This window comes from Marinagarivorans algicola (assembly GCF_001292705.1).
Taxonomy (GTDB): Bacteria; Pseudomonadota; Gammaproteobacteria; order Pseudomonadales; family Cellvibrionaceae; genus Marinagarivorans; species Marinagarivorans algicola.
Map to the genome: position 1 here is coordinate 45,279 of NZ_LGAK01000030.1, position 24,240 is coordinate 69,518.

At 45.3% G+C, this 24,240-nt stretch carries 20 protein-coding genes; 8 read left to right on the forward strand and 12 right to left on the reverse strand.

Going from position 1 to position 24,240, the window contains the following annotated elements; translation table 11 throughout:
* Positions 1 to 18: 18 nt before the first annotated feature.
* Positions 19 to 1,317: an imelysin family protein gene (locus AC438_RS11055; protein ID WP_053981318.1), complete on the reverse strand. Its 1,299-nt coding sequence runs from the start codon at positions 1,315 to 1,317 to the stop codon at positions 19 to 21.
* 101 nt (positions 1,318 to 1,418) lie between these two features.
* A complete protein-coding gene (locus tag AC438_RS11060) occupies positions 1,419 to 2,942 on the reverse strand; it encodes a DUF4856 domain-containing protein (RefSeq protein ID WP_082354113.1) in 1,524 nt (507 codons plus the stop codon).
* A gap of 378 nt (positions 2,943 to 3,320) precedes the next feature.
* On the opposite strand from AC438_RS11060, the gene AC438_RS11070 reads away from it, so the two are divergent.
* Positions 3,321 to 5,375, forward strand: a complete 2,055-nt coding sequence (locus tag AC438_RS11070) for a VacB/RNase II family 3'-5' exoribonuclease (RefSeq protein ID WP_053981321.1) — start codon at positions 3,321 to 3,323, stop codon at positions 5,373 to 5,375.
* A 571-nt stretch (positions 5,376 to 5,946) separates the two neighbouring features.
* Here the strand turns inward: AC438_RS11070 and AC438_RS11075 are convergent.
* Positions 5,947 to 6,549, reverse strand: coding sequence for a peroxiredoxin (locus tag AC438_RS11075; protein WP_053981322.1), 603 nt, complete (start codon positions 6,547 to 6,549; stop codon positions 5,947 to 5,949).
* A 361-nt stretch (positions 6,550 to 6,910) separates the two neighbouring features.
* Between AC438_RS11075 and AC438_RS11085 the strand changes: the two genes are divergently transcribed.
* Complete coding sequence (locus AC438_RS11085; protein ID WP_338011126.1) at positions 6,911 to 7,144, forward strand: bacterioferritin-associated ferredoxin; 234 nt, start codon at positions 6,911 to 6,913, stop codon at positions 7,142 to 7,144.
* Positions 7,145 to 7,367: 223 nt separating this feature from the next.
* Here AC438_RS11085 and AC438_RS11090 read toward each other — a convergent pair whose 3' ends face one another.
* A complete protein-coding gene (locus tag AC438_RS11090; RefSeq protein WP_053981324.1) occupies positions 7,368 to 9,596 on the reverse strand; it encodes a DUF1631 family protein in 2,229 nt (742 codons plus the stop codon).
* A 480-nt stretch (positions 9,597 to 10,076) separates the two neighbouring features.
* Between AC438_RS11090 and AC438_RS11095 the strand changes: the two genes are divergently transcribed.
* Positions 10,077 to 11,069, forward strand: a complete 993-nt coding sequence (locus AC438_RS11095) for an adenosine kinase (protein ID WP_053981325.1) — start codon at positions 10,077 to 10,079, stop codon at positions 11,067 to 11,069.
* A 161-nt stretch (positions 11,070 to 11,230) separates the two neighbouring features.
* On the opposite strand, the gene AC438_RS11100 is transcribed toward AC438_RS11095, so the two are convergent.
* From AC438_RS11100 to ffh, 6 genes are all read right to left on the reverse strand, one after another.
* Positions 11,231 to 12,004: a DsbC family protein gene (locus tag AC438_RS11100; protein WP_053981326.1), complete on the reverse strand. Its 774-nt coding sequence runs from the start codon at positions 12,002 to 12,004 to the stop codon at positions 11,231 to 11,233.
* A gap of 426 nt (positions 12,005 to 12,430) precedes the next feature.
* Positions 12,431 to 12,790, reverse strand: coding sequence for a 50S ribosomal protein L19 (gene rplS / locus AC438_RS11105; protein WP_053981344.1), 360 nt, complete (start codon positions 12,788 to 12,790; stop codon positions 12,431 to 12,433).
* Between the two features lie 47 nt (positions 12,791 to 12,837).
* A complete protein-coding gene (gene trmD, locus AC438_RS11110) occupies positions 12,838 to 13,605 on the reverse strand; it encodes a tRNA (guanosine(37)-N1)-methyltransferase TrmD (RefSeq protein ID WP_202904751.1) in 768 nt (255 codons plus the stop codon).
* A 72-nt stretch (positions 13,606 to 13,677) separates the two neighbouring features.
* Positions 13,678 to 14,229, reverse strand: coding sequence for a ribosome maturation factor RimM (gene rimM / locus AC438_RS11115; protein WP_053981328.1), 552 nt, complete (start codon positions 14,227 to 14,229; stop codon positions 13,678 to 13,680).
* A 5-nt stretch (positions 14,230 to 14,234) separates the two neighbouring features.
* Entirely contained in the window at positions 14,235 to 14,486 is a 252-nt protein-coding gene (gene rpsP / locus AC438_RS11120) for a 30S ribosomal protein S16 (RefSeq protein WP_053981329.1), read from the reverse strand.
* 359 nt (positions 14,487 to 14,845) lie between these two features.
* Positions 14,846 to 16,219, reverse strand: a complete 1,374-nt coding sequence (ffh, locus tag AC438_RS11125) for a signal recognition particle protein (RefSeq protein WP_053981345.1) — start codon at positions 16,217 to 16,219, stop codon at positions 14,846 to 14,848.
* Positions 16,220 to 16,645: 426 nt separating this feature from the next.
* Between ffh and AC438_RS11130 the strand changes: the two genes are divergently transcribed.
* Both AC438_RS11130 and AC438_RS11135 read left to right on the forward strand, forming a co-directional pair.
* Positions 16,646 to 17,431, forward strand: coding sequence for a cytochrome C assembly family protein (locus AC438_RS11130; RefSeq protein ID WP_053981330.1), 786 nt, complete (start codon positions 16,646 to 16,648; stop codon positions 17,429 to 17,431).
* A gap of 308 nt (positions 17,432 to 17,739) precedes the next feature.
* Positions 17,740 to 19,011, forward strand: a complete 1,272-nt coding sequence (locus AC438_RS11135) for an HlyC/CorC family transporter (protein WP_053981331.1) — start codon at positions 17,740 to 17,742, stop codon at positions 19,009 to 19,011.
* A gap of 138 nt (positions 19,012 to 19,149) precedes the next feature.
* Here AC438_RS11135 and hemH read toward each other — a convergent pair whose 3' ends face one another.
* Entirely contained in the window at positions 19,150 to 20,238 is a 1,089-nt protein-coding gene (hemH, locus tag AC438_RS11140) for a ferrochelatase (RefSeq protein WP_053981332.1), read from the reverse strand.
* A 394-nt stretch (positions 20,239 to 20,632) separates the two neighbouring features.
* Here hemH and AC438_RS11145 point away from each other — a divergent pair, with 394 nt between their 5' ends.
* Genes AC438_RS11145 through AC438_RS11155 form a run of 3 tightly spaced genes read left to right on the forward strand, consistent with a single transcriptional unit; the run spans position 20,633 to position 23,696 of the window.
* Positions 20,633 to 21,166 (forward strand): GbsR/MarR family transcriptional regulator, encoded by a 534-nt coding sequence (locus tag AC438_RS11145; protein ID WP_053981333.1) that lies wholly within the window; start codon positions 20,633 to 20,635, stop codon positions 21,164 to 21,166.
* Positions 21,167 to 21,211: 45 nt separating this feature from the next.
* Entirely contained in the window at positions 21,212 to 22,648 is a 1,437-nt protein-coding gene (locus AC438_RS11150) for a cytochrome ubiquinol oxidase subunit I (protein ID WP_053981334.1), read from the forward strand.
* A gap of 13 nt (positions 22,649 to 22,661) precedes the next feature.
* On the forward strand, positions 22,662 to 23,696 hold the full coding sequence (locus tag AC438_RS11155; RefSeq protein WP_053981335.1) for a cytochrome d ubiquinol oxidase subunit II: 1,035 nt from the start codon (positions 22,662 to 22,664) through the stop codon (positions 23,694 to 23,696).
* Positions 23,697 to 23,785: 89 nt separating this feature from the next.
* Here AC438_RS11155 and AC438_RS11160 read toward each other — a convergent pair whose 3' ends face one another.
* On the reverse strand, positions 23,786 to 24,193 hold the full coding sequence (locus tag AC438_RS11160; protein WP_053981336.1) for a GFA family protein: 408 nt from the start codon (positions 24,191 to 24,193) through the stop codon (positions 23,786 to 23,788).
* Positions 24,194 to 24,240 lie beyond the last annotated feature (47 nt).

The following is a 24,240-nucleotide window of genomic DNA, read 5'->3' on the forward strand; positions in this document are numbered from 1 at the left end:
TACAGCCGGCCTTTTAAATTAATCATTATCAGATTGTGCGCGTATGGGCAAATCAACATTAACAATAGTGACGAAATCAGTACGCATTTGTAAATTAATCGCTTGAATAAGGCCATGTAAAGCGCAATAACTCGCAGGGAGACTTTCACCATTGGCTGCATTCATCGAATCTAACTTACACTGCGATTTTGTTTTGTTGCTTAATTGTTCGCTCACCTGCTTGACTAATAAGCTTGGCTTATTCAATTGCTCAGCCATAACAATGGCAGCATCTATTTTTGCATTCAGCGCAACATTAACTTCAGCAAAACCTTCATAGGCAATAATGTCGTCAAAACCAATGCCGTTAGCACCGTTAGAAGCACTGCCATTAAACATGGCTTTAAATGTTTTTAAATTTTGTACAATTAATGCGCCATTATTTTGAGCATAAGGCGCTTCAATCGCCTTAGGGCAAGCCTCAAGAATACATGAAGCTGTTTGCGCTAAAGGCGTGCCTAGCTTGGTGTCTTTTACTTCTTTTTCTAGATAAAAAATAGCATCCGAAAGCGCCTTTAAATGCGGGCCGGCATTATTAGGGTTAATAAATAATGAGCGATAATTATCACCATCATTCGACCACGCCCTATTTAATTCACGACTACTTGCAAGCAAATCTTGCGTCACCGCTTGGCTTAAGTGGCAGCGCTGCTGTTGGCGCGCTATTTGCGATAATGCATTCCAATGTGCTGTTTGGCTAATAGCGCTAGAGCATGCCGTGTTGAGTGTGGACTCATAAATCAAATACTCCAAGGCATCTAAACCACGTACGGTATTTGCCCGCGTCGCTAAAGAGACAGTCTCTTGATGATGCTCGACAGTAGTAATATCAATAGCGCATGAATCTGCTTGAGCTGTGGTTGCAAAAGAATAAATACGGTTACGTAAGCTGTTATTATTATCGGTTACAGGGCCCACCCACATCAGCTCGGCTTGCTGCCACACTGCCACCGCTTCAGCGAAAGCTTGCCTGACATTATGATCAGGTTCGGCGACCACATTTTGAGCATCTAGCGCATCACATTGTGCGTTAATATCCAAATCCAATTGCGTTAATGCTAATTCAAAAGCTTGATACGTGGGTAAAATGACATTATCAGCATAATTGACTAACAAGCTTTGATAATCGAAAGGCTTTTTAATTAAACTAAAATCACTGCTACTCGATGAGCTACCGGCACTACTCACTAACTCGTTATTATCAATACTACTGTTATCACATGATGCCAGCGCTGCAACAGCAATGAGCACCAGTGTTGTTTTAATTAACCGAGACATAAAAAACCTATAAAACATGTAAAAAATACGTTCATTAAAACGCAAACAAGCGGAGCGCTTAAATAGCCGCTCCGCCTGTCACTGACTAAACGGTATGTAATTTACCAATTAGCAACATTATCGGCATCAAAATCATAAGCGGCCTGCAATACAGCGCGTGCAGAGTCTAGCGCTTCAACGTAACTTTCTTTATCCGCATCTGTCGCATCAGCTAATACGGGTGCTACACCCATCCAGGTCAATACATCCTCTAGCGTAGCGGTGTTGCTACCGTAAGTAATGTCAGCGAAAGTTCCCATTTCGGTGCGTAAAGGCGAGTAAGGGCTAAACTGTAAGCCCAAGGCAAAGCCTTTCATTTCTGACCAATGCTTAGCCAAATCAGTAAAGTGAGCAACGTCGACATAGTCCGTACCATCAAACTTGGCAATATCGCTTTTCACATCATTGATATAATGCACAACAGTTGCTGCAATACACATTTCCCAAGTTAATGCCACCTGCTTAATCTGAGTGCGCAATTGATCTTCTTGTTCGGCGCTCAAGCTACCCGCGGCGGTCGCTTCGGCCACAATGGTACGGCCGGCATACAAGGCCGCTGAGATATCACCCGTAAAGTCAGTGGGGTTAGCATTACTCGCGGTGCCTTTATCGCGCTTGGCACAGTTAATAGATTGCCCAAAATTGTACTCATTTTTTAAATTAATCGAGCCGCTGGCATCTTCATCAATATAAGACGCAGTGCTAATCTCAGCATCTGTATAACTACTGTAAGTTGGAATAGCGCCAAAGTAACCAAAACCCTCATCAAAGTGATGCTCTGCGGTGCTATAGGGTTTATCTTCTTTACCCTCTGCTTTGCCTAACTCATTAGCAAAGTCACGGCTCGGTTTTAAGTAATCATTGACGCCTTGCGAAAACCCAACGGCCATTAGCAAAAACTTTTGAACCAATTGCTGATAATCAACACCTTGTGCACTAATGTAAGGAGCTGTCACCGCTTGTGGTTCACCCGCTACAGAAACCATCACATCACTTGAGGCTGCCGCAAGCGCGCCTAGCTCAGTAAACATCGCCTCAACATAAGTCGAGGGCAAAGTACCAGCAGGCATCCCACTACCAACAAACTCACCGATCAGTGTGCCTGTTTCACCACTAGGCGTGCCATCAGCAATATAGCCACCAGCAATTTTTCCCTGTAAGTTTTTACCTGCACTAATATCGCTGTAAACTGTTTGATCTAGGGTGAAGTCTCCGGTCTTTAATAAAATCGCTTCGCCATCTTGTGAATTTGATGGGTTTTGATACAACGTCATCAAACGATCAGTAATGCCGGTTTCCGCGCCTTTGGTCATCGAGCCAATCATGCTTTTGATATCTTCAATCATGACATGGCGAGCAGTTTGCCCTGTATATGACACCGTACTGTCACCCTCAACGCTAAACGCATATTCGTTCACAACAGCAGCACTTGATGAACTATCGGCCGAAGAACTCGTTGTTGAAGAAGCTGTTGAAGAAGCTGTCGATGAAGTAGTGGGCGAACCGCTACCCGATGAAGAGCTGCCACAACCTACCAAGGCAATAGAAGACAAGGCGATAGCTAGCGCAAGTGCTGTTTTTTTCATAGTGACCTCTGCACGCAATGTGCACGCTTAAAGTGGTTAAATACAATGCGAGATGCATTACTCATTCGATAGTCACCAACACAATATTTGTAGTTCTGGCTGGTGATAGTCTGCAAGATAAGAAGCATTAGAGCGCAAACGCGAATCATTATCAATAGTGTTTTGTGTTTAATTTTAAAATAATGATCCCCGTCAATTTTTAGCCTGTGAAATTTGTCTAGGCTATCACCGCACACCCAGTGATAGCGAATCGTAAGCAAGAATACGCGCCAACCACATCAACAAAGTACTCAAACTGTAGATAAACCCACGCTAACCATTAGCCAAAAGCGTTCAACCTGCTATTATTCGCAGCCTCTATGAAGGTCGAGGTTCATCATGTTTGATAAAAGTACACTCGCTCAACTTACTGAGCTAAAAACCGCCATCGTTTCTAGCAAGGAATATGGCACGGGAACTGTAGTGGGCTCTAACGGCCGCTTTGGTTTTGTAAAACTCACAGACGGGCGCGACGCCTTTTTAAACCCCGAAAAAATGCAACTGGTATTACCGGGTGATAAAGTCAAAGTATTACTCACCAAAAACGATAAGGACAAGCTTGAAGCGAAAGTCGAAGAGCTACTAGAGCCCACATTTAAACGCTTTGTTGGACAATACAAAATTAAAGGTAATAACCATTTTGTACTCCCGAACGTTAAAAATTTTGGCCGCTGGTTATTCTTACCCCCGCAGTTTCGCGCCAAATGTAAAGAGGGTGATCACGTACTGTGCGAGCTTATGCGCCACCCATTTAATGAGGACGGCAAAGCGGCCGCTAAAATTATTGCCAACATTGGTAAAGAAGCTGACCCTTACTTTGAGCACAAGTTAATTGTTGCTCAATATGGTTTGTTCCGCTATTGGCCCAAAGACGCCAGCGAGCAAGCCGTCGCCTGCAAAAAAATTAAAGTTAGCCTCGACGACAACCGCAAAGATTTCACACATATTCCCTTCGTGACCATCGACTCCTATTCGACACGCGATATGGATGATGCCGTTTACGCCCAAGCCACCGATACCGGCTGGGATATTGCCATTGCGATTGCAGACCCAAGTAGTTTTATCCTCCCAACAAGCCCCATCGCCAAAGGTGCACGTGACTACGCACAAACTGTCTATTTGCCAGGTGAAGTACTACCCATGCTGCCAGACAACCTAGCGACTGAAGCGTTCTCGCTACTCGAAGGCGAAGATCGCCCAGCGCTCGTATGCCAAGCCAAAATTGCCAAAGATGGTGCGATCGAGAGCTACACCTTTGAAAAAGGCTTAATTCGCTCGCGCAGTAAGTGCAACTACCCCGCCATTACCGAGTTTATCACTCAGGGCACAGCCTTTACCGATGACACGCAAATAAGCCAAGCCATTACCACCTTGGCCGAGCTCGCCAGCACACGCCTAGCCTACCGCGAGGCCAACAATCTCGTACACGAAGATCAGCCCGATTATGACCTATATCTCGATAACAAAGGTAAAATCGATAACATTGTTAAGCGTGAACGCACCATTGCTCACAAGTTAATTGAAGAGGCTATGCTGATTATTAACTTAAGCGCAGGTGATTTACTAGCACAGCACGGTGCAGGCATTCACACCCGCCACGACGGCCTTCGTCAAGACCGCCTCGGTGAAATTAAGGCCCTACTAAAAGAAGAGCTTAGCAGCGAAGAATTTGCACAATACAGCGCCGATTTAAGCAGTATTGATGGCTTCAAAGCATTAATAAAAATGCTGCGCAATCACGAAAAAAGCCATCTAATCTCCCCGCTCAAACGCATGTGCTCCACAAGCCATCTTAGCATTGAAGCTAAACCCCATTGCAACCAAGGTTATGCGCATTACGCCACTGTTAGCTCCCCTTTACGCCGGTACGCCGACTTATCGAACCACTGGACAATTGGTCAAATACTCATGGGGAAAAAGGTGCAATCAGCCAGCCCCAAAGCGGTAGAGCGCTTAAATGACACCCTCGATAATGGCCGTAAAGCCGTTCGCGAGACCGAGCAATGGCTAAAGAGCCAACACGTACAGAAGCTCATCGGTCAGACAGCACAGGGGCATATCCGCATCGTTACACAGCAAGGCTTCGGTGTAAAACTTGACGATAACGGTATCGAAGGTTTTGTACAAATCCCTAAAAATGTCAATAAAACGTTTGATGCAAAACGCATGACATTAACCGTAGGAGAAACCACCTACACGCTCGACACACCAGTTGAGATCATTATCGCCGAAAGCAATCCCGACAAGCGTCGCGTGCGCTTTGAAGTAGAAAGCATCAATACTTTTATTGCGCAAAACAAAAAAGCTAAAGAGACAGCTAAAGCCAACACCAAAGAGGCAGCAAAAGAAACCAAGCAAGAAACCAACACACCAAACCGTCCACAAGACAGTTAACCACTCCCGAGCCACGCTTGTCACTCTGACTCAAAAATGGCGAGCAAACCGCTAAAAAAGCCCTAACCGCTCATGCTGTTAGGGCTTTTTTGTCATCAAGCCAACAGCACAACTAAAAGCCACAACAGCGTAACTAAAAGCCAGAGCAGCGTACTTAAAAGCTCGCTGCTTTACATAATCAAAACAACGCATAAAAAAGACGCTCATTACAAGCGCCTTTTTAGATCAACTCAAATATTAAAATTTGCATCGCTCTTGAGCCAAACTGAAAATTTCATCTGATAGGGTGCTGATAGATTATTTTCTGGGTGCTGAAGCGCCGGATTTTACCGAAGGTAAGAGCTAGACAGTACACGAAAAACGGCCGAGGGTACTGTAAACGCCCAGCTCCAGCATGGATGCATAGAGGTGGGCTTTGCACCTGCATAAGGATATGCAGGATTAAACATTGCAGGGGTATCAAGTCAAAACAAGTCAAAAATGGCTTGGGCAGCTCAGGTAATGCTTCATTGACACCTACAATTTCAGTATCTCTGATTCAGAGATACTGAATCGTTACAAGTTTGTTGTATTACAGCTTGCTAGCATTCTCACTTAAGTAAGCAGCAACGCCTTCTGGTGATGCTGTCATACCTGCATCACCTTCGGTCCAACCAGCAGGACACACCTCACCATGCTCTTGATGGAACGCTAGAGCATCAACAGTACGTAGCATTTCATCGACATTACGACCTAATGGCAAGTCATTGACTACTTGGTGACGAACCACGCCCTCTTCATCAATTAAGAAAGAACCACGGAAGGCAACACCGCCTTCACTTTCTACATCATATGCCTTACAGATTGAGTGGGTAATATCAGCAACTAAGGTGTACTTAACAGGGCCGATACCACCGTCGTTGATCGCCGTATTACGCCATGCGTTATGTGAAAAATGGCTATCGATAGAAACACCAATCACTTCGACATTACGCTTTTTAAACGCCTCTACGCGGGCATCAAAAGCCAATAGTTCTGACGGACATACGAAAGTGAAATCTAATGGATAAAAGAAAACAACCGCCTTTTTACCTTTGATAGTTTCGGCAAGGTTGTAGTTTTCAACGATCTCACCGCTGCCTAAAACTGCTGCCGCTGTGAAATCTGGTGCTTGCTTACCAACTAATACGCCCATGATGTGTCTCCGTTTAAGTTAAAAAAAGGCCAATGGCCCTCAAAATTATGTGATCTAGCCAAGGTGCTGGCAGAGTTGTCAATTTCAACCCCCCAAGCGCTACTTTTCAACAAAATATACATACCACTTTTTGCCCTGCCTTCATCAACAAACACTCTCAGCAAGCTAACCCAAGCATCGTCTAAATACCCCGCACCCTTCCCTACAAACCGCCTTAAACACCACTTACGCAAAGCAACCTCACGCAACACCGCTAGTAAAGCCCTTGTTACACACTGTATCACTAGCGCACACTATGAAAAATTATATGAAAATGAGAACCAGATCTAATTGACAATTATTATCATTAGCAATAAAATTTATGTATTCTCTACACCAAGCTATCGACGAGATACTTATGTACGTTTGCTTATGCCAAGGTATTACCGACTCACAAATCCGCTCTGCCGTAGAAAGCGGCGCAAACAGCTTGCGTGACGTTCGCGAACGCTTAGGGGTTATGACTCAGTGTGGCAAATGCGCCTGCCTCACCAAAGATATTGTCGAGGGTTGTTTAGAGCAAGCGAATACTGGCATTTTTTACTCTGCCAGCTAATAACGCCCATCGCTAGTGCTGTCTTTGAGCCTAAGTGTTTTTAAGCCTAAGTGCTATCTTTACTAAGTGCTATCTTTAAGCCTATAGGCGTATTTAGCGGCATCGCGCGGCCTTGTGTCATTGTCTTGATATGATGCAGTGCAAACCACCAAGCTTGTTTGATAACAGCATATACCCAAAAGCCTATCAAAATACCAGACCTAATGGTTCGCCATAGCAACCGCTAAACAGGCTCAACTTCCGCAGGTGTGGGCACCGTTAGGTTTTGATAAATATCTTCGAGGGCGCGCTCAAAGAAGGGCTTAGAGCTTCCCGATACAATATGCATAGTTTTAGCAATCATTTTGCGAGCAAGCTCAAGGCCTGTCAGCATGGCTTCTTTTTTGCCCACTTGATTCACCAACATATAGTGCATTGTGCGCGCGTTATACCACGCCACTTTTAATCGGCGTCCATTTTCAAATTCAAACCATGTGCCAAACTCAATTTGCTTAAGGCCATCAATAACCCGCTGCTCTTCGTCGGTCACATCCTCGTTAATAGGCGTAAGAGGGGTCGCTTGTTTTTTCTCAGCAACCACCTTAAGCGCCTCAGCACGCACTGGCGCTGGCTCCGGGGCCGGTGCTTCTTGTGCAATAGCTGCACGTAAAATATCAACAATGGATTCTGTCAGCTTTTCAGCTTTATCAGCATCATAGCCAATCACTTCAAAGCCCGCCTGCATATCAGCGGGTAGGCGCTCAATAAGCTCTTTTTGCACCTGCACATCATCACTGTTGTTTTTATGGTTAATAGCCCACAGTAAGTCATCGACCAAATCCAGTGCTCCTACCCACTGCTGTGATTCAGCGCCAAAGCGCAGCAAGCAAAATGATAAATAATCAAACCAAGGCTGTAACAAAAATAATAAAATAGAGGAGGGTAAATCTTTTTCTTCTGTTCGAGTCATCACCTCTTGATTAACCCGGAATTTAACCTCACGCAGCCTTTCTTCACCCTGTGCTTTTTCAGCAGCACGTTTTTCCATCAACTCTTGGCGCCGTACAATATTTTTGGTGTAACTATTAAAGTCGAGCAATACCGAAGTAATCACCTTGACATCGTTAGTAAACTCATTCAGCAAACGGTCCACTGTTTCGCGGATTTTTGTAAGCATATTATGCTCAATCGTACCGTCATTACCGACCCATCGTATGCCTGCCTCAGCTAAGTTATTGAGCAATACCCGCGCGGGGTGATCAGGGTTTTCAAAAAAACCAGGATCGATAAAAGCCAGTTTTAAAAAAGGTGTATGCAAATAACTCAAGGCCGCTTTCACTGAGTCGGGCAAGTTATCATCACGTAGCATGTACTCAAACACTCGACCGACCAAGTCTATAGCGTGCATATCACTTTCACCCACACGCCCCTTATCTGCTAACTGAGCTTGTAGCTGCTGCTGCATTGCGGCTATATTCATCGGTGTGGTCACTTGCCCAGGCACTGCATTGACCATCGGCATATTCATCATCGATTGCAGCTGAACAGCTTGCAATGCCTCTATCATCTGCTGATTACTCAATACATTGCCCACTGGCGCACCCAAGGGCTGAGGGCTTTGCGATAAACTGGCTAACGTTTGCTGCAAACCACGAATTGCGCCAAGCAACGAGCTTTGATAAGCCGCCGACTTGTCATCGCTCCCTGTCAAAGCATCAACTTCAGATTCTAGCGCTTCACGCTTAGCGACTTTAGGCTTTGCCTGGCGATACTCTAAATCTTGAAGTAAGCCTTGTTCAGCCAAATAGCGATTTGTATCGCCCACGACTTCGGCAGCAATACGGCTAAGGTGCTCACCAAAGGTTTTTAATACCGTTTTGGCTGCCGGTATTGTCATAGGCACAAGCTTAGAGGCTTTACGCATAGACTCGCTAAATTGCACAGGCGCACATGGGTTACTCGCTTCAACCACCGGTTCGCCGCCGTTAATTAGGGCCATACGCTGGTTAAGTACCCACAAGGGCTCTGCCAGTTCACTATCCACACCCTGCACAATACCCGACAAAATAAGCGACTCTTCAAGCTCTAAATTATCCACCAGCGATAACTCACCATCACCACCGGTATTAAATTGCGTGCACAAAGCGTGCTGCTTAAATTTAACAAAGCCCTCAGCCACATAACCTGCATAATAGTCTTCCAGTTCGTGGTTACTTTTGCGAAATAAGCGCTGTATACCACTCAACTCCGCCACCTCTTGATTTGACTTGGCTCTGTCAATCAGCACATCAAAGGCGTGATTTAAAGCCTTTACAAAAGGTCCGAAGCTTTGGTGCGCATGTTCGACAGCGATAGCCTGGCAGCGCTTTAAATGCACCAATGCTTGCTCTGGCGGTAAAGGTGCTTGACGCACGCTCACTGAAACACCCGCTCGACCACTCGAAGACGCACTATCATTGATAAGCCTAGACATAACCTTGCCTCAACATTTTTTATTATTTTGACTGCTTGCTGCTATCCATTAACGCAATCATTCATGGACTCATAGCACACTTTCAAACCGTTACTTGCCCCATCATTGAGCAAGTAGCCCTTGGCTTTGCTTATTTAAGACCGCTTAAAACCCCTCTCTGCAGCGCTCTGCGAACTCTGAACACTGATACGCACCATTAATTGAGTGCATGCAACCTCTAGCGAGCCAAACCTACAAGCTTGGCGAGATAATGACATTTTAAGTTGCATCAAGAATTAATGCCTTTCACAATGATCCTCACCTCAAAGACGAGGAACGCATCGCTTTTGACTTAAAACACACCCATGCAATAGGCAATACATAAAAAACAAAATTTGAGTATTGAAATGCATTTACTTATAACCTAAAGCAAGTGATGTGACGCACGTCGCATATGATTGCTTATACTAACGCGTATTGCAACGACAAAGAGCACAAAAAATGAACAATTACGGGATTTACGCAATCGGCGCTGCACTCGTCGATACAGAGATACAAATTAACGATACCGATTTACAACTTATGGGCATCGATAAAGGCGTTATGACGCTTGTTGACGAAAAACGTCAACAAGCGTTACTCGAACACCTTAGTGATAAACTGGTTGCCTCTGAGCGAGCTTGTGGCGGCTCGGCGGCTAACAGTGTTATGGCAGCTCAACAGCTAGGTAGCTCAACGTTTTTTAGCTGCCAAGTTGCTCTGGATGAACATGGCAAGTTTTATGCCGATGATCTTATTAAGGCTGGAGTTAATACGCAAGCTCATCGTGACGCATGCGAAGGCACGACCGGTAAATGCTTAGTGATGATTACCGATGACGCCGAGCGCACCATGAATACACACCTAGGTATTAGTGAAACGATCAGTATTCACAATATTGATACTGATGCCCTAAAGCGCAGCAAATTTGCGTATATCGAAGGCTATTTGGTCACTTCAGAGACGGGAAAGCCTGCCGCCATTAGTGTACGCAATCAAGCGCAAGCTGCGGGTGTTAGGGTAGCTGTTAGCTTATCTGACCCAGCGATTGTAGAGTATTTTAAAGACGGTATTGTAGAACTACTCGGCACGGGGGTTGATATCATTTTTTGCAACCAAGCCGAAGCCATGGCACTGAGCGAAAGTACAACCATTGAAGACGCCGCCGATGCGCTAAAAAAATACGCCAAAAGCTTCATTATTACGCGCGGCAGTGAGCCGACATGGGTATTTGATGGCGAGCGCACTTTACATGTCCACACCCAACCTGTAAAAGCTATCGACACCAATGGCGCGGGTGATTTATTTGCAGGAGCGTTTTTAGCCGCTATCGATCAAGGTCAAAGCTATGCCGACGCCGCCGCATTTGCCAATCGCTGCGCAGCAACGATTGTGAGCCAATTTGGCCCACGCTTAAAAGCAGAGCAATACGCCGCCTTAAAAGAGCATATGTAAAGCTACAGCGCCCTATATATTGCAAAGTTCTGCATTATAGGTTGCACTTAAGCAACATGGGGTAAAAAAAGCCCAGCCGGTTAACCGGCTGGGCTTTTTATAAGGCGCTATTTAATATCGAGCCTCGTTTAGCTAAAACACTCTAAACGACTGGCCCCATCCTATTTAAGACCCATACGACTGGCCAATGCTTCAGGCTCCAAGAAGCCAGCAATCAGCTCACCATCTTCAAGAATCAAAGCCGGTGTACCCGAAAGACCAATTTGGCGGCCTAAGTTATACTGGCCTTTTTCGCCAGTAATGGGGTTGTCGCTACACACGTTTTCTGGGATTTCTTGGCGGTTTTTGAGCTTAGTTAATGCATCTTGCTTATCATCGGCACACCAAGCTGATGCGATTTTTTTGTATGAATCACTACCCAAACCTGCACGCGGATAACCGAGGTATGCGACCTCAATACCCATAGCGTTCATTTTTTCCATATTATGATGAAGCTTTTGGCAGTAATAGCAATCAACATCAGTAAAGACATACATGCGCGCTTTCTTCTCACCTTTAGCAGGGAAGATCACCATGTCTTTATCTTTAACCGAGGCCACCGCTATCGCGCGATCACCGTTACGTGCCTCTTCAGAAACATTTGTAATTTTATTTGGCTGTACACGAAACAAATCACCGACAATAAAATTAGTACCGTCTGCATTGCTGTAAATATTACTTGATGGGCCGACACTCACTTTATAAACGCCTTGCATTTCGGTTTTTTCAATGATGTTAACCACAATGCCAGGCTTGGCTGCTTGCCATGCGGCCGTGATTTTAGCTTTCACTTTATCGATACTCTCTTCAGCTATCACATGTGAAGCTGATGCGGTAATCAAGGCCGCTGCCGCAATACGAGAAATCAGAAGAGAAGCCGTTTTAAATTGAATCATATTATTGTACTCATGCTTTAAGTCATTAGGCAGGCGCCGGCAGGTATTTTAAGGCTGGGCGCATATTGTGCAATCAAACTAGCACAAAAGCGCACCAGTTTACCCGCAATTTAAAATGGGGGTACAAGAGACTACGCGTCTAACGTATTGTTCCCCAGTCATACCATATTCCAACAATCAGTTTTTACCTTGTGTGCTATATCTTGCTCAAAGCTATATCTTGCTCAAAGCTATATCTTGCTCAAAGCTGCACTTGCTCAAAGCTGTATCTCGCCCACAATAGCGTAGTCAGTTTAGCCTAGAGCGCACCCCAGTAAATACCCATGTAAACCACAAAATAAAAATATAGGCGAAAAAAAAGCGACCGAAGTCGCTTTTTACTGAAAACCTCACCCAAAAGCAAAGTTTTCGACAGCTGAGCAGTATTTATCTACCCAACTTTTCTTTAATACGCGCAGCCTTACCGGTTAATTCACGCAAGTAGTAAAGCTTGGCTTGACGAACATCACCACGACGCTTGATGCTAATTTCAGCAATTTGCGCACTGTGAGTTTGGAAGGTACGCTCAACGCCAATGCCGTGAGACATTTTACGCACTGTAAACGCAGAGTTTAAACCGCGGTTACGCTTACCAATAACCACACCTTCATAGGCCTGAAGACGTGAACGCTCACCTTCAACAACACGTACTTGAACCACTACGGTATCGCCTGGGGCGAAATCAGGTACGTCTTTCTTGAGCTGCTCGTTTTCCAGCTCCTGGATAATTTTGTTCTTAGAACTCATGGCATGCTCCCGCTTAATATGTAGCTTCTCAGCTAGTAAAATCATCTTTAATCAATTTTGAGGCCTTTGCGATACTCGTTGAGTAACGCTTGTTGTACCTCATCCAATTCTATGCCACGCAGCAAATCTGGCCTGCGTGCCTGCGTTCGGCCCAATGACTGCTGCAAGCGCCACCGAGCAATACGCTGATGATCTCCAGACATTAATTCCTCAGGAACACCCTCACCATTAAAAACCTCTGGTCGGGTATAGTGAGGGCAGTCTAAAAGACCATACTCAAATGAATCTTGGCTTGCGGATGTAGCATCACCTAAAACACCCGGAAGCAACCGCATTACTGCGTCTAATAGCACCATTGCAGGTAGCTCACCACCACTTACAACGTAATCGCCTATTGACCACTCTTGGTCAACACAAGCTTTTATAAAGCGCTCATCAACACCTTCATAGCGACCAGCCACTAGTATCAGGTTGCCCTGCTGGCTGAGCCCTTTAACCCCGCTTTGGGTCAGTTGTTGACCTTGTGGTGATAAGTAAATCACATCACCGGTAACGCCTGTATGCTGACGCTGCCAATCTTTTGCCGCGTTAACAGCCTTTAACAAAGGCTCTGTACGCATCACCATACCAGGGCCGCCACCATAGGGGCGATCATCCACGGTGCGGTGCCTATCTTCAGTGAAGTCACGTGGATTAAAAAATTCGAGTACCACGCGCTTATTGTTAACCGCTCTGCGAGTTACACCATACTGGCTTATTGCATCAAACATCTCTGGAAACAAGGTTACGATACCGATATACACTAACGCACCCATTTATTTTATTTAATTTCCATCAATATAACTTGATGTTTTTTGGCTATTCAACACGCTAAAAATATGGCGCATTTAAAATTCGGGATCCCAATTTACGCGAATCTCTCCGGCCTCTAGATCAACGGCTAACACAAACTCATCGGGTACGTAAGGCAATAACCGTTCGCGGTCATCAATACTCTCTGGTGTTGCTTCTACGACTAAAACATCATTAGCGCCGGTTTCAAGCAAGCTTTTCACACTGCCCAAACACTGTGCTTGTGCCGCGTGACTCTCAGAGGTATCACCACCAAAAACCGTGATTACTTTTAACCCTATAAGTTGATGCCAATAAAACTCTTGGGCATCTAGCTCTGGTAGTAAACTTTTATCAACTTCAATAGTTGCCTTGCCCAATGCTACAGCCTGATCACGATCATCATAACCCTTGATATGGACCATGAGACCTTGTGGTCTAAAGGCGTACTCATCAACTTCTACTTCTTTTAAGCCGTGCTGAGTTTTTAAATACCAAGGCTTATAGTTGATGATGTTTTCGGCAGGCTCTGTATTTGATTTGACCTTTAACCAGCCCTTGATACCAAATACGCCAACAAGTTGACCAACAGCAATACGAGCAGTCATCCGCCTTATGCCGCAGCTTTACCTGCTTCTTTCAGGAGCCGAGTTACACGATCAGACAATTTTGCGCCTTGGCTAACCCAATGTTCGATACGAGCATTGTCAACACGGAGACGTTCTTCTTGGCCACGAGCAACAGGGTTGAAAAAACCCACACGCTCAATGTAGCGGCCATTACGGGCGCTGCGGCTATCAGTTACAGTCAAGTGGTAAAAAGGGCGTTTTTTAGAACCGCCACGCGCCAAACGAATAGTTACCATGTAAATCACTTCCAGTTAATAAAGGTTTTAAAAGCTTTTGCTTTTGAAAATTTGCTAAGCCCGCTGTTTTTCTAAAGCTGTTAAATGGGTTAAGTTCATAAGGTAAAAACAACTTTTACTCAAGTTGGTAAAAGTATTCATACTACAAAACTCACACCGTAACCGCTAAGCACACGGGACCTGCGAAAGGCGGCGCATTTTACTGAAAAGTGCCCGCCATGTATAGAGTTTGATCACTTAAATTTACTATTTTTGCAAAAAAACGGCACCAAGGCCCATTCTATCGAGGCCCCAGCGCACTAAAAAATTCGCGCTAAGCCATTACAAATCGACCGAAGGTATTAAAAACGCGGCTTACATTAACGCATTGGGGGTAAACCGCCAGCACCACCGCCGAGCATTCCACCCATGCCTCGCATCATTTTAGCCATGCCGCCACCCTTCATTTTTTTCATCATTTTAGCCATTTGCTTATGTTGCTTGAGTAAACGGTTCAAATCCTGAATATCTGTGCCTGAGCCTAGCGTAATGCGACGCTTACGCGAGCCATTAAGAATATCGGGGTTGCGACGCTCTAGGGGAGTCATAGAACTAATAATGGCATCCATTTGCTTGAATTGTGAGCCCACATTTGCCTGCTCAGCCATTTGCGCCACGTTCCCCATTCCAGGGAGCTTTTCGAGTACAGAGCTCATACCGCCCATGTTCTGCATTTGCTGTAGTTGATCACGCAAATCTTCGAGATCAAAGCTCTTGCCCTTTTTGACTTTGGCAACAAGCTTATCGGCTTTTGCTTTATCTAAATTAGATTCGGCTTGCTCAATCAGCGACATCACATCGCCCATACCCAAAATGCGCGACGCAAGGCGCTCGGGATGGAACGGTTCTAGCGCATCCACCTTCTCGCCCATCCCTAAAAACTTAATGGGCTTACCTGTGATATGGCGTACAGAAAGAGCCGCACCACCGCGCGCATCGCCATCGGCTTTTGTTAAAATAATGCCCGTGAGCGGTAAGGCCTCATCAAACGCCTTGGCGGTATTCACGGCATCTTGGCCAATCATCGCATCAATAACAAACAGTGTTTCAACAGGTTTAATGCCGGCATGCAAACCTTTAATTTCATCCATTAGTGCGTCATCAATATGCAGACGCCCTGCGGTATCGACAATCACAACATCTACAAAAGTCTTTTTTGCCAGCGCAATCGCGCCATTGGCAATATCAATAGGGTGTTGATCGGCACTTGAAGGGAAAAACTCTGCGTTGACTTCACCTGCTAGTGTTTCTAACTGTTTAATGGCAGCAGGGCGGTAAATATCAGCGCTCACCACCATAACTTTCTTCTTTTCTTTTTCCTGTAGAAACTTTGCAAGCTTGGCTACAGAGGTTGTTTTACCTGCACCTTGTAAGCCCGCCATCAGCACAACCGCCGGCGGCTTAGCGGCTAAATTGAGCGACTCATTCGCCTCTCCCATTACCTGAGTCAGCTCACTTTCAACAATCTTCAAGAACTGCTGACCAGGGTTTAAGGCGCGCGACACTTCAACGCCTAAAGCACGCTTGCGTACCTGCGTAACAAATGCTTTGACAACAGGCAGCGCAACATCGGCTTCAAGCAACGCCTTGCGCACTTCACGTAGCGTATCTTGAATGTTGTCATGGTTAAGGCGAGCTTTGCCTGTAATTTTGCTCAACGAGCGACTTAAACGGTCTGATAGATTCTGAAACATAAGCGCATCTTGCGGATAGTGAAAAAATTGGGCACCGATTATAGCGGTTAAGGCAAGCAAAAACGACCTAGATGCACTAAATATGGCAGCAAAAGCAGCCATATCATCGAAAACAGGCGTTAAGAGACTCTCAATACCACAGCCTCATGTGCACAGCATTGACGGCAGGCGCGTATTGAGCATTAAACTCACGCCTTCAACGGCCTCCTAGTCAGGCACTTATAGACTTTTTAGCCGGGACTTATAGATTTCAGTCAGTCCCCCCCCCATAGACGGCTTAACGCGACATACTTAAAGGTCTTAGCCGCACAAGCTGCGGCCAAACAGCTAAAAATCCATAAAAAATACACACAGTGCTTGCAAAGATGCGTCGGCACCCTCTAATCTAAACAACCTTTACTTCACTCGATAATTGCAGCTGTGCACATGCCTATTACTCTTACCCTTGCTCTTTATTGCTTTGCTTGGTTTTTTTTAGTGCGCTCACTGCGCCAACGCCAAAGCCGCCCACCGGTTGCTGTACCGCTTTTGTTAGCTGGCGCACTCATAGGCCATGCTTATAGCGCCTATAGTCTTTTGGTGACCCCTAATGGCTATGACTTTAGCCTGTTTCGCATTGCCCCTTTATTTTTTTGGGTAGCTAACCTTTTAGTGCTCGCCAGCAGTATTCGCAAACCCCTGTATAATATGTTTGCTTTACTGCTACCCTTAACCGCGCTATCACTTCTGAGCGCTCTATTTTTAGCTGATTCAAGCCAATCACTCATTCAACTAAGTGCTGGCGTTTTTGCGCATATTGTTTTATCCATTTTTGCCTATAGCACACTCACTATCGCCACCATGCACGCGCTGATTTTAGCGTATCAAAACAAGCAGCTGCACAATCGTCACGCAACAGGTTTTGTACGCTTGCTACCACCACTGCAAACGATGGAGGCGCTGTTATTTGAGCTGTTATGGACGGGCCAACTCCTGTTAAGTGCGGCCATTATCTCAGGGGCATTATTTGTTGAGGATATGCTCGCGCAGCACCTTGTACACAAAAGCGTATTTTCGGCTTTGGCATGGCTAACGTATTCGGTATTACTATGGGGCCGCCACCAGATGGGCTGGCGAGGCTTTGTGGCTGTGCGCTGGACGCTATCGGGCTTTGGTTTTTTAATATTGGCTTATTTTGGCTCAAAACTTGTATTAGAAATTATATTAGGCTAGAGCCATAAGTCGCTTATAAACCTTATACAAATTCATCTTATCTATGAAATGAGACACACCAAGCACCTTTGCTATGGTTTGAATACATAGGCTTGTATATTGACTACACTTAACGACAACTCATAAAACGCTAGCGCCATCACCACCAAGCGCTGGCAGTAACTGGCTATGACATACCAAATTACACGCCAATTTTGTGCAAAAAACACAAAATGACGACATTTTTTTAGCAATGTCAGGCTAACACTTGCGCCGCTTAATTATCTAGTACACCATAGCGCGCTCTTTATTATTGAGCTGATACCCCCTTGGATAGCATCCCTTTAGAAGCACTTTTTATCGCACTTGCCGTACTCCTGTTGCTGTCAGCGTTTTTTTCCAGCTCAGAAACCGGCATGCTTTCGCTTAATCGCTACCGATTGCGCCACCTCATTAAAAAGCACCATAAAGGTGCCATGCGCGCAGGCCAGCTTTTAGAGCGTCCCGACCGATTACTAGGGGTTATACTGATTGGTAACAACCTCGTCAATATTGTTGCCTCAATGATTGCGGCATCGATTGGCGATCGATTGTATGGTGATTTGGGCGTGGCTATAGCCGCAGGCTTGTTAACACTTGTGGTATTAGTTGTTGCCGAGGTAACACCAAAAACAGTCGCTACAGCCTATCCCGAAAAAATAGCCTTCCCCGCCACACTATTACTCAAGCCTTTACTCACGCTCTTGTATCCCTTTGTGATACTTGTTAACGTCTTCTCTAACGGCTTGGCAAAAGTTATGGGTATTGATACCAATCAAGGGGGTAGCGATCACTTACACCCCGAAGAGCTGCGCACTGTTGTTGATGAAGCTGGCGATCTTATTCCTGATCAGCATCAAGGCATGCTGCTCAATGTGCTCGATTTAGAAAAGTCCACGGTGGAAGATATTATGATTCCACGCAACGAAATCACCGGCATTGATCTCGAGCGCGATATCACCGAAAACTTAGCACTGATACGCACTACCGACTTTACACGCTTACCCGTCTACCAAGGCGATATCAACAATGTCGTCGGTGTGCTACATCTACGCAAAGCTACACGCTTTTTGCGCGGCGCAGATCATGAGGTGACCGAAAACGACATCCGCGAGCATATGTCGCCCCCCTATTTTGTGCCCGAATCTACTCCGCTGCATATTCAACTGATGAATTTCCAAAAAGAAAAGCGCCGCCTAGCTATTGTGGTGGATGAGTACGGCGAGGTACAAGGCGCAGCCACATTAGTGGACTTATTGGAAGAAATTGTAGGCGAATTTAGTACCGACGGCGGCGACGATCAAGAGCAAGAAATCATTGACCTCAATGGCGGCTGGTACAAAATTGATGGTACCGCCTCACTACGCGACATTAACAAACACATTGGCTGGCACCTACCAACCGACGGCCCCAAAACTATTAATGGTTTGGCCTTTGAGTACCTAGAAAGCATCCCAGAAGGGCTATGTAGCTTTGAACTCGGCGACTACCGCTTTGAAATTACCGACATTAGCGGCACTATGATTGAAAGCCTTAATGTCATGGCATTGAAAGGCCGCTAACAGCACAGTCAAGCAGGTCTTAGGTTTGTGAAACTAAACCCCAATCAAATACACACCATAAGTGTAGTATTGCATGGGATTGCGTTTCACATCCTTTACGAACCAACCCTCGTCCATCTACAGTTCGAGCAAGCGCTGTTAATTCTTGGCATTATGCGGACAGCTTTTAGCGCGCTCATCACGCCGCGCAATAGCCTCTTGGCCCTCTAGATTCCAGCCATGTAACTGCTCTTCTAATATTGATGTCAGCGCAGATATATGCTCGTCAGTACTGTTTAGCGCTGGAATATACTCAAATGTTTTACCGCCGGCTTCTAAAAAGTAGTCGCGGTTTTCTTCGCCAATTTCTTCGATGGTTTCCAAGCAATCAGATGAAAAGCCGGGGCATACCACCTGTATATGATCGACACCCTGCGCAGGTAATGCCTTGAGCGTATGGTCGGTATAAGGCTGCAACCATGGCTCACGACCAAAACGCGACTGAAACGTTGTCAAGTGCTCAGTCTCAGTCAAGCCTAACTCCTCAGCAATTAAGCGAGATGTTTTTAAACACTGGCAATGATAAGGGTCACCTTTATGCAAATACTTAAGCGGAACACCATGATAAGAAAACACGAGTTTTTGAGGCTTGCCGTTAACCGCTTGGTGCTTGCGAATACTCTCGGCTACCGCTTTGATATAAGCGGGGTTATCGCAATACTGATTAACAAAGCGCAACTCGGGCAGCCAGCGGCGCTGGGTAAAGTCAGCGGCTAAGGCATCAAAGGTAGAGCCTGTTGTGCTGCCGGAATATTGCGGGTATAGCGGCAGCACAACCAGCTTACGCACACCTTTTTGCAACAGCGCATCCAGCGCACTTGCGACACTAGGCTGGCCATAACGCATAGCAAAAGTCACTTCGTATTGACTACCTTTAGCCGCAAAATATTCACGGATGCGCTTGGCTTGGTTTTGGGTATGCACCATTAAAGGCGAGCCTTCATCAGTCCATACGGTTTGGTACGCTTTAGCCGAGCGAGCAGGGCGAATACGCAAAATAACGCCGTGCAATATGACCTTCCAAATAAGCCTAGGTACCTCAACAACACGAGGGTCACTTAAAAACTCAGCCAAATAACGCCGTAAAGCAGGCGCTGTTGCGGCCTCTGGCGTCCCTAAATTAGTTACAAGAATACCGATTTTATCGGCTTGGTTGTGAGTAAATTCATGCTGACTTGTATACTTCACGCGCAGTCCCTATGGGTCATTAGAATAATAGAAACAGTGATACGCTAATCGACTGTAACTAGACGAGTGCTAAGAACCAATTTAGCCTGTCAAAGTTACACCCAAGCCGCCCAAAAACCAAGCCTAAGCTCAGTATGCACGTCGTAAAATGGTTAAATATAGCGTCACCATTCAGCTTGGTTGCCCATAGGGTCCGCTCTATTGTGCGGCTGAACGAGCAATATACATGGCTTACAGCGGCGCTTTTATATCTTCCTTTTCTATATTCCCCTTTTCTATACCTTCCTTTGGCAAATAAAACGCGATAAAACTCACAATGTTCTTGACCTGTATTAAATTTAGGCCTAAAGTTTCAATAATTACTGAAACTTTAGAATATTAAAAAGGTTGCTTCATGCCCATCAATACAGACACACAAGCTTTTATTATGCACTGCGGCGAAATGGGCAGTCGCTGGGGCTTTAACCGTACAGTAGGGCAAATATGCGCACTACTTGTGATAACACCCGAACCCATCAGCGCAGAGCAAATAGCCGAAGCATTAAGTATTAGCCGGAGCAATGTGAGCATGGGGCTTAAAGAGCTGCAATCTTGGCGGCTGATTCAACTCAGCCATAAGCCAGGAGATCGCAAAGAGTATTTTGACGCTACCGCCAGCATTTGGGAAATGGCCCAAACCATTTTTGAAGAGCGCCTCAAACGCGAAGTTGACCCAACACTCTCATTACTACGCTCTCAATTATTAGCTCACGAAGGTGACGCCACCTATGGCCAGCAACGCTTGCAAGAAATACACGACCTACTCGAGCTGACCACCGCATGGGCCACCGCCTTAAATGGTATGCAACCAGCCACACTGCAACAACTCATGAAGCTAGGCTCTGGCGTCACAAAAGTGTTAGGCCTAAAAGATAAACTCAAAAGATAATTTATATTATTTCACTTTAAATGGGGCGACCCAAGGTGGTTTACAATGCAAGAGTTCGCTGGGCTGGATACTTTAGTATTATCGCGCATTCAATTTGCAGCCAATATTAGTTTTCATATTTTATTCCCCACTATTACCATTGCACTGGGTTGGTTTTTAGTTTTTTTTAAAATACGCCAGCATATTACCCCACACCCTATGTGGCAGCGTGCTTACCGCTTTTGGGTAAAAATATTTGCCTTAACTTTTGCCATTGGCGTGGTCAGCGGTATTACCATGTCATTTCAATTCGGCACTAACTGGCCGGGCTTTATGGAGACTGTTGGGAATATTGCAGGCCCATTATTAGGCTATGAAGTTCTCACAGCCTTTTTTTTAGAGGCTACTTTTCTTGGGATTATGTTATTTGGCCAAGGGCGTGTGAGCCCTCGCACTCATACATTGGCAACGATTATTGTCGCTATTGGCACAAGCCTTTCTGCCTTTTGGATATTGGCACTCGACTCTTGGATGCAAACCCCCACAGGCTTTGCAATGCGTGATGGTGTTGCTTACCCTGTGAGCTGGTTCGATATTATTTTTAATCCATCATTCCCTTATCGCTTAACCCATATGCTATTAGCCTGTGGCTTAACGGCCTCTTTTTTAATTGCGGGTATTTCGGCTTATCGCTTATTAAAAGGCGACACCAAAAAAACACCTAGGGCCACTTTAAAAATTGCCCTCATCGTAGCAACTATACTTGCACCCACTCAAGCATTAGTCGGGGATTTTCATGGTTTAAATACCTTAGAGCACCAACCACAAAAAATCGCCGCAATGGAAGGTGTTTGGGAAACTCAAAAAGGTGCACCTCTTTTATTATTTGCCATTCCTAATGAGCAAGAACGAAGAAATGACTTTGCTATCGGCATCCCTAATCTTGCTAGCTTCATTCTTACCCATAATACTCAGGGTGAAATAAAAGGGCTCAATGAATTTATCGGCGAGCACCCTCCCGTATTTGCAGTATTTTGGAGCTTTAGAGTCATGGTGGGCATGGGTGTGCTTATGCTAATCATTGCTTGGACCAGCACAGCGCTATTATTGAAGAGTGGACAATTACCCAAGCCACTATTAAGAGTGTTGGTTGGCATGAGCTTTTCTGGCTGGATTGCAACACTTGCAGGCTGGTATGTTACAGAAATTGGTCGCCAACCTTATTTGGTTAGCGGCTTACTTAAAACCGCTGATGCCGTCACCACACAACCTCCTGCTAATGTGGGTATATCACTCAGTATTTATTTAAGCTTATATGCAATTTTGCTGATAGCCTATATTTATACACTATTTGCCATGGCCCGCAAAGCGGTGAATACCGAAGAGTATGATGAAGCCGCGATTCCTCATACCGTACCGCCCGAGCATCACCCCATACAAGGCGACTCATCAAAAAGTAGTGCGTCAGCAGAGCAAACGCCACGCACTCAAGCATCACTATAAAAGGGGCAACAACATGAGCGCAGAACTACTTGCAACAATTTTTATCGCATTAATGGGCCTTGCTATTTTGGTGTACGCTATTGCCGACGGCTACGACTTAGGCGTAGGCATTTTATTGCCACTCAACAAAAAATACAGCTCTGGCACAGCACCGGAAAACTGCCATCATACCGATGCCAACCGCGACCGTATGATAGCGTCTATTGGGCCCTTTTGGGATGCTAACGAAACTTGGTTGGTCCTTGCGGTGGGCATTTTATTAATCGCTTTTCCTAAGGCCCATAGCGTTGTGTTTTATCACCTCTATTTACCCGCTACATTAATGCTGGCAGGTTTAATTTTGCGTGGAGTGTCTTTTGATTTTCGTGCAAAAACCAGTGTCGGCCAAAAACCGCTGTGGGATGCCGCCTTTAAATTTGGCTCTATTTTAACCAGCACATGCCAAGGCTACATGCTAGGGCGCTATGTATTGGGCTTTGATGACAGCTGGCAGGCTAGCGCTTTTGCATTTTTAAGTGGACTTGGAGTGACCGCTGCGTACGCACTGATTGGCGCCGCTTGGCTAGTTTACAAAACAGAAGGCCGTTTACAGCAGCAAGCAAAACACTGGTTAATTGCATTCAACCGCATAACCTTTGCCGGTGTATTAGCCGTCAGTATCGCTAATATTTGGGTTAACCCTAGTGTATTTGAGCGCTGGTTAGCATCACCTAGCATGTGGTTAACTGCACTGATTCCTATTATTTGTTTTGCCTTATTTGCGCTTATCGAATATTGGCTAGCCCATAGACCCCACCAGAAGGTGCATGACATCACACCATTATTATTAGTGATGGGTATCTTTATTTTATGCTTTTTTGGCTTAGGATTTAGCTTTTTTCCTTATATTGTGCCGGGGCAGCTAACCATTTGGCAAACCGCGAGCGCACCGGAGTCACTCCAATTTATTTTAATTGGCACAGTGATTGTTGTACCAACCATAGGCGCGTACACAGCTTATTCTTACTGGGTGTTTAGAGGTAAAGCCACGGCGCTTTCTTACGAATAACACACAAAAAGCTCTTAAGCTTAAAACCTAAAAAGCTCTTTTGATGCATTATCACAAGAGCTTTTTGATTAATAAGGCCGCTAAATAATTTACGGTGGAAAACCTTCTGTTTTTATCACCTCAACACCTACTTTGTGCCACTGAGTTTGCTCTGCGCAAAATATCTGTGCATCTAACGACTTAGAGGGCTCCTCATTTAAACTGCCGGCAGGCACAATTAAAGCTTTACCACTTTGCGATACAAACGGCACCCCAGAACCGCAATACACGCAAAACGCCTTAGAGAATGAACGTGTAGGGTGATCGTAACGTTTAACTTTATCAAGCCCAGTCACCCAATTGATATTATTAGGTGAAGTAAATAAGTTGGCGGCATGTGAGGCACCTGTCAACTTTCTACACTGCGTACAATGGCAAAAATAAAAATGACTAAAATGATCTTCTAGTGTAAAAGTCACATCGCCACAGCAACAGCCACCTGTAATAATTTTACTCATGGTATCCTTTACTTCAAATTTAGCTTTAATAAATACTCAATTAGAGG

Excerpts from the sequence above, each read along its gene's own strand:
- AC438_RS11100 (WP_053981326.1), bottom strand. The coding sequence starts at position 12,004 with ATGATTCAATTTAAAACGGCTTCTCTTCTGATTTCTCGTATTGCGGCA.
- AC438_RS11070 (WP_053981321.1), top strand. The coding sequence starts at position 3,321 with ATGTTTGATAAAAGTACACTCGCTCAACTTACTGAGCTAAAAACCGCC.
- AC438_RS11150 (WP_053981334.1), top strand. The coding sequence starts at position 21,212 with ATGCAAGAGTTCGCTGGGCTGGATACTTTAGTATTATCGCGCATTCAA.
- AC438_RS11130 (WP_053981330.1), top strand. The coding sequence starts at position 16,646 with ATGCCTATTACTCTTACCCTTGCTCTTTATTGCTTTGCTTGGTTTTTT.
- ffh (WP_053981345.1), bottom strand. The coding sequence starts at position 16,219 with ATGTTTCAGAATCTATCAGACCGTTTAAGTCGCTCGTTGAGCAAAATT.
- AC438_RS11145 (WP_053981333.1), top strand. The coding sequence starts at position 20,633 with ATGCCCATCAATACAGACACACAAGCTTTTATTATGCACTGCGGCGAA.
- AC438_RS11095 (WP_053981325.1), top strand. The coding sequence starts at position 10,077 with ATGAACAATTACGGGATTTACGCAATCGGCGCTGCACTCGTCGATACA.
- AC438_RS11060 (WP_082354113.1), bottom strand. The coding sequence starts at position 2,942 with ATGAAAAAAACAGCACTTGCGCTAGCTATCGCCTTGTCTTCTATTGCC.
- rpsP (WP_053981329.1), bottom strand. The coding sequence starts at position 14,486 with ATGGTAACTATTCGTTTGGCGCGTGGCGGTTCTAAAAAACGCCCTTTT.
- AC438_RS11090 (WP_053981324.1), bottom strand. The coding sequence starts at position 9,596 with ATGTCTAGGCTTATCAATGATAGTGCGTCTTCGAGTGGTCGAGCGGGT.
- rimM (WP_053981328.1), bottom strand. The coding sequence starts at position 14,229 with ATGACTGCTCGTATTGCTGTTGGTCAACTTGTTGGCGTATTTGGTATC.
- trmD (WP_202904751.1), bottom strand. The coding sequence starts at position 13,605 with ATGGGTGCGTTAGTGTATATCGGTATCGTAACCTTGTTTCCAGAGATG.
- AC438_RS11055 (WP_053981318.1), bottom strand. The coding sequence starts at position 1,317 with ATGTCTCGGTTAATTAAAACAACACTGGTGCTCATTGCTGTTGCAGCG.
- rplS (WP_053981344.1), bottom strand. The coding sequence starts at position 12,790 with ATGAGTTCTAAGAACAAAATTATCCAGGAGCTGGAAAACGAGCAGCTC.
- AC438_RS11075 (WP_053981322.1), bottom strand. The coding sequence starts at position 6,549 with ATGGGCGTATTAGTTGGTAAGCAAGCACCAGATTTCACAGCGGCAGCA.
- AC438_RS11085 (WP_338011126.1), top strand. The coding sequence starts at position 6,911 with ATGTATTCTCTACACCAAGCTATCGACGAGATACTTATGTACGTTTGC.
- AC438_RS11155 (WP_053981335.1), top strand. The coding sequence starts at position 22,662 with ATGAGCGCAGAACTACTTGCAACAATTTTTATCGCATTAATGGGCCTT.
- AC438_RS11160 (WP_053981336.1), bottom strand. The coding sequence starts at position 24,193 with ATGAGTAAAATTATTACAGGTGGCTGTTGCTGTGGCGATGTGACTTTT.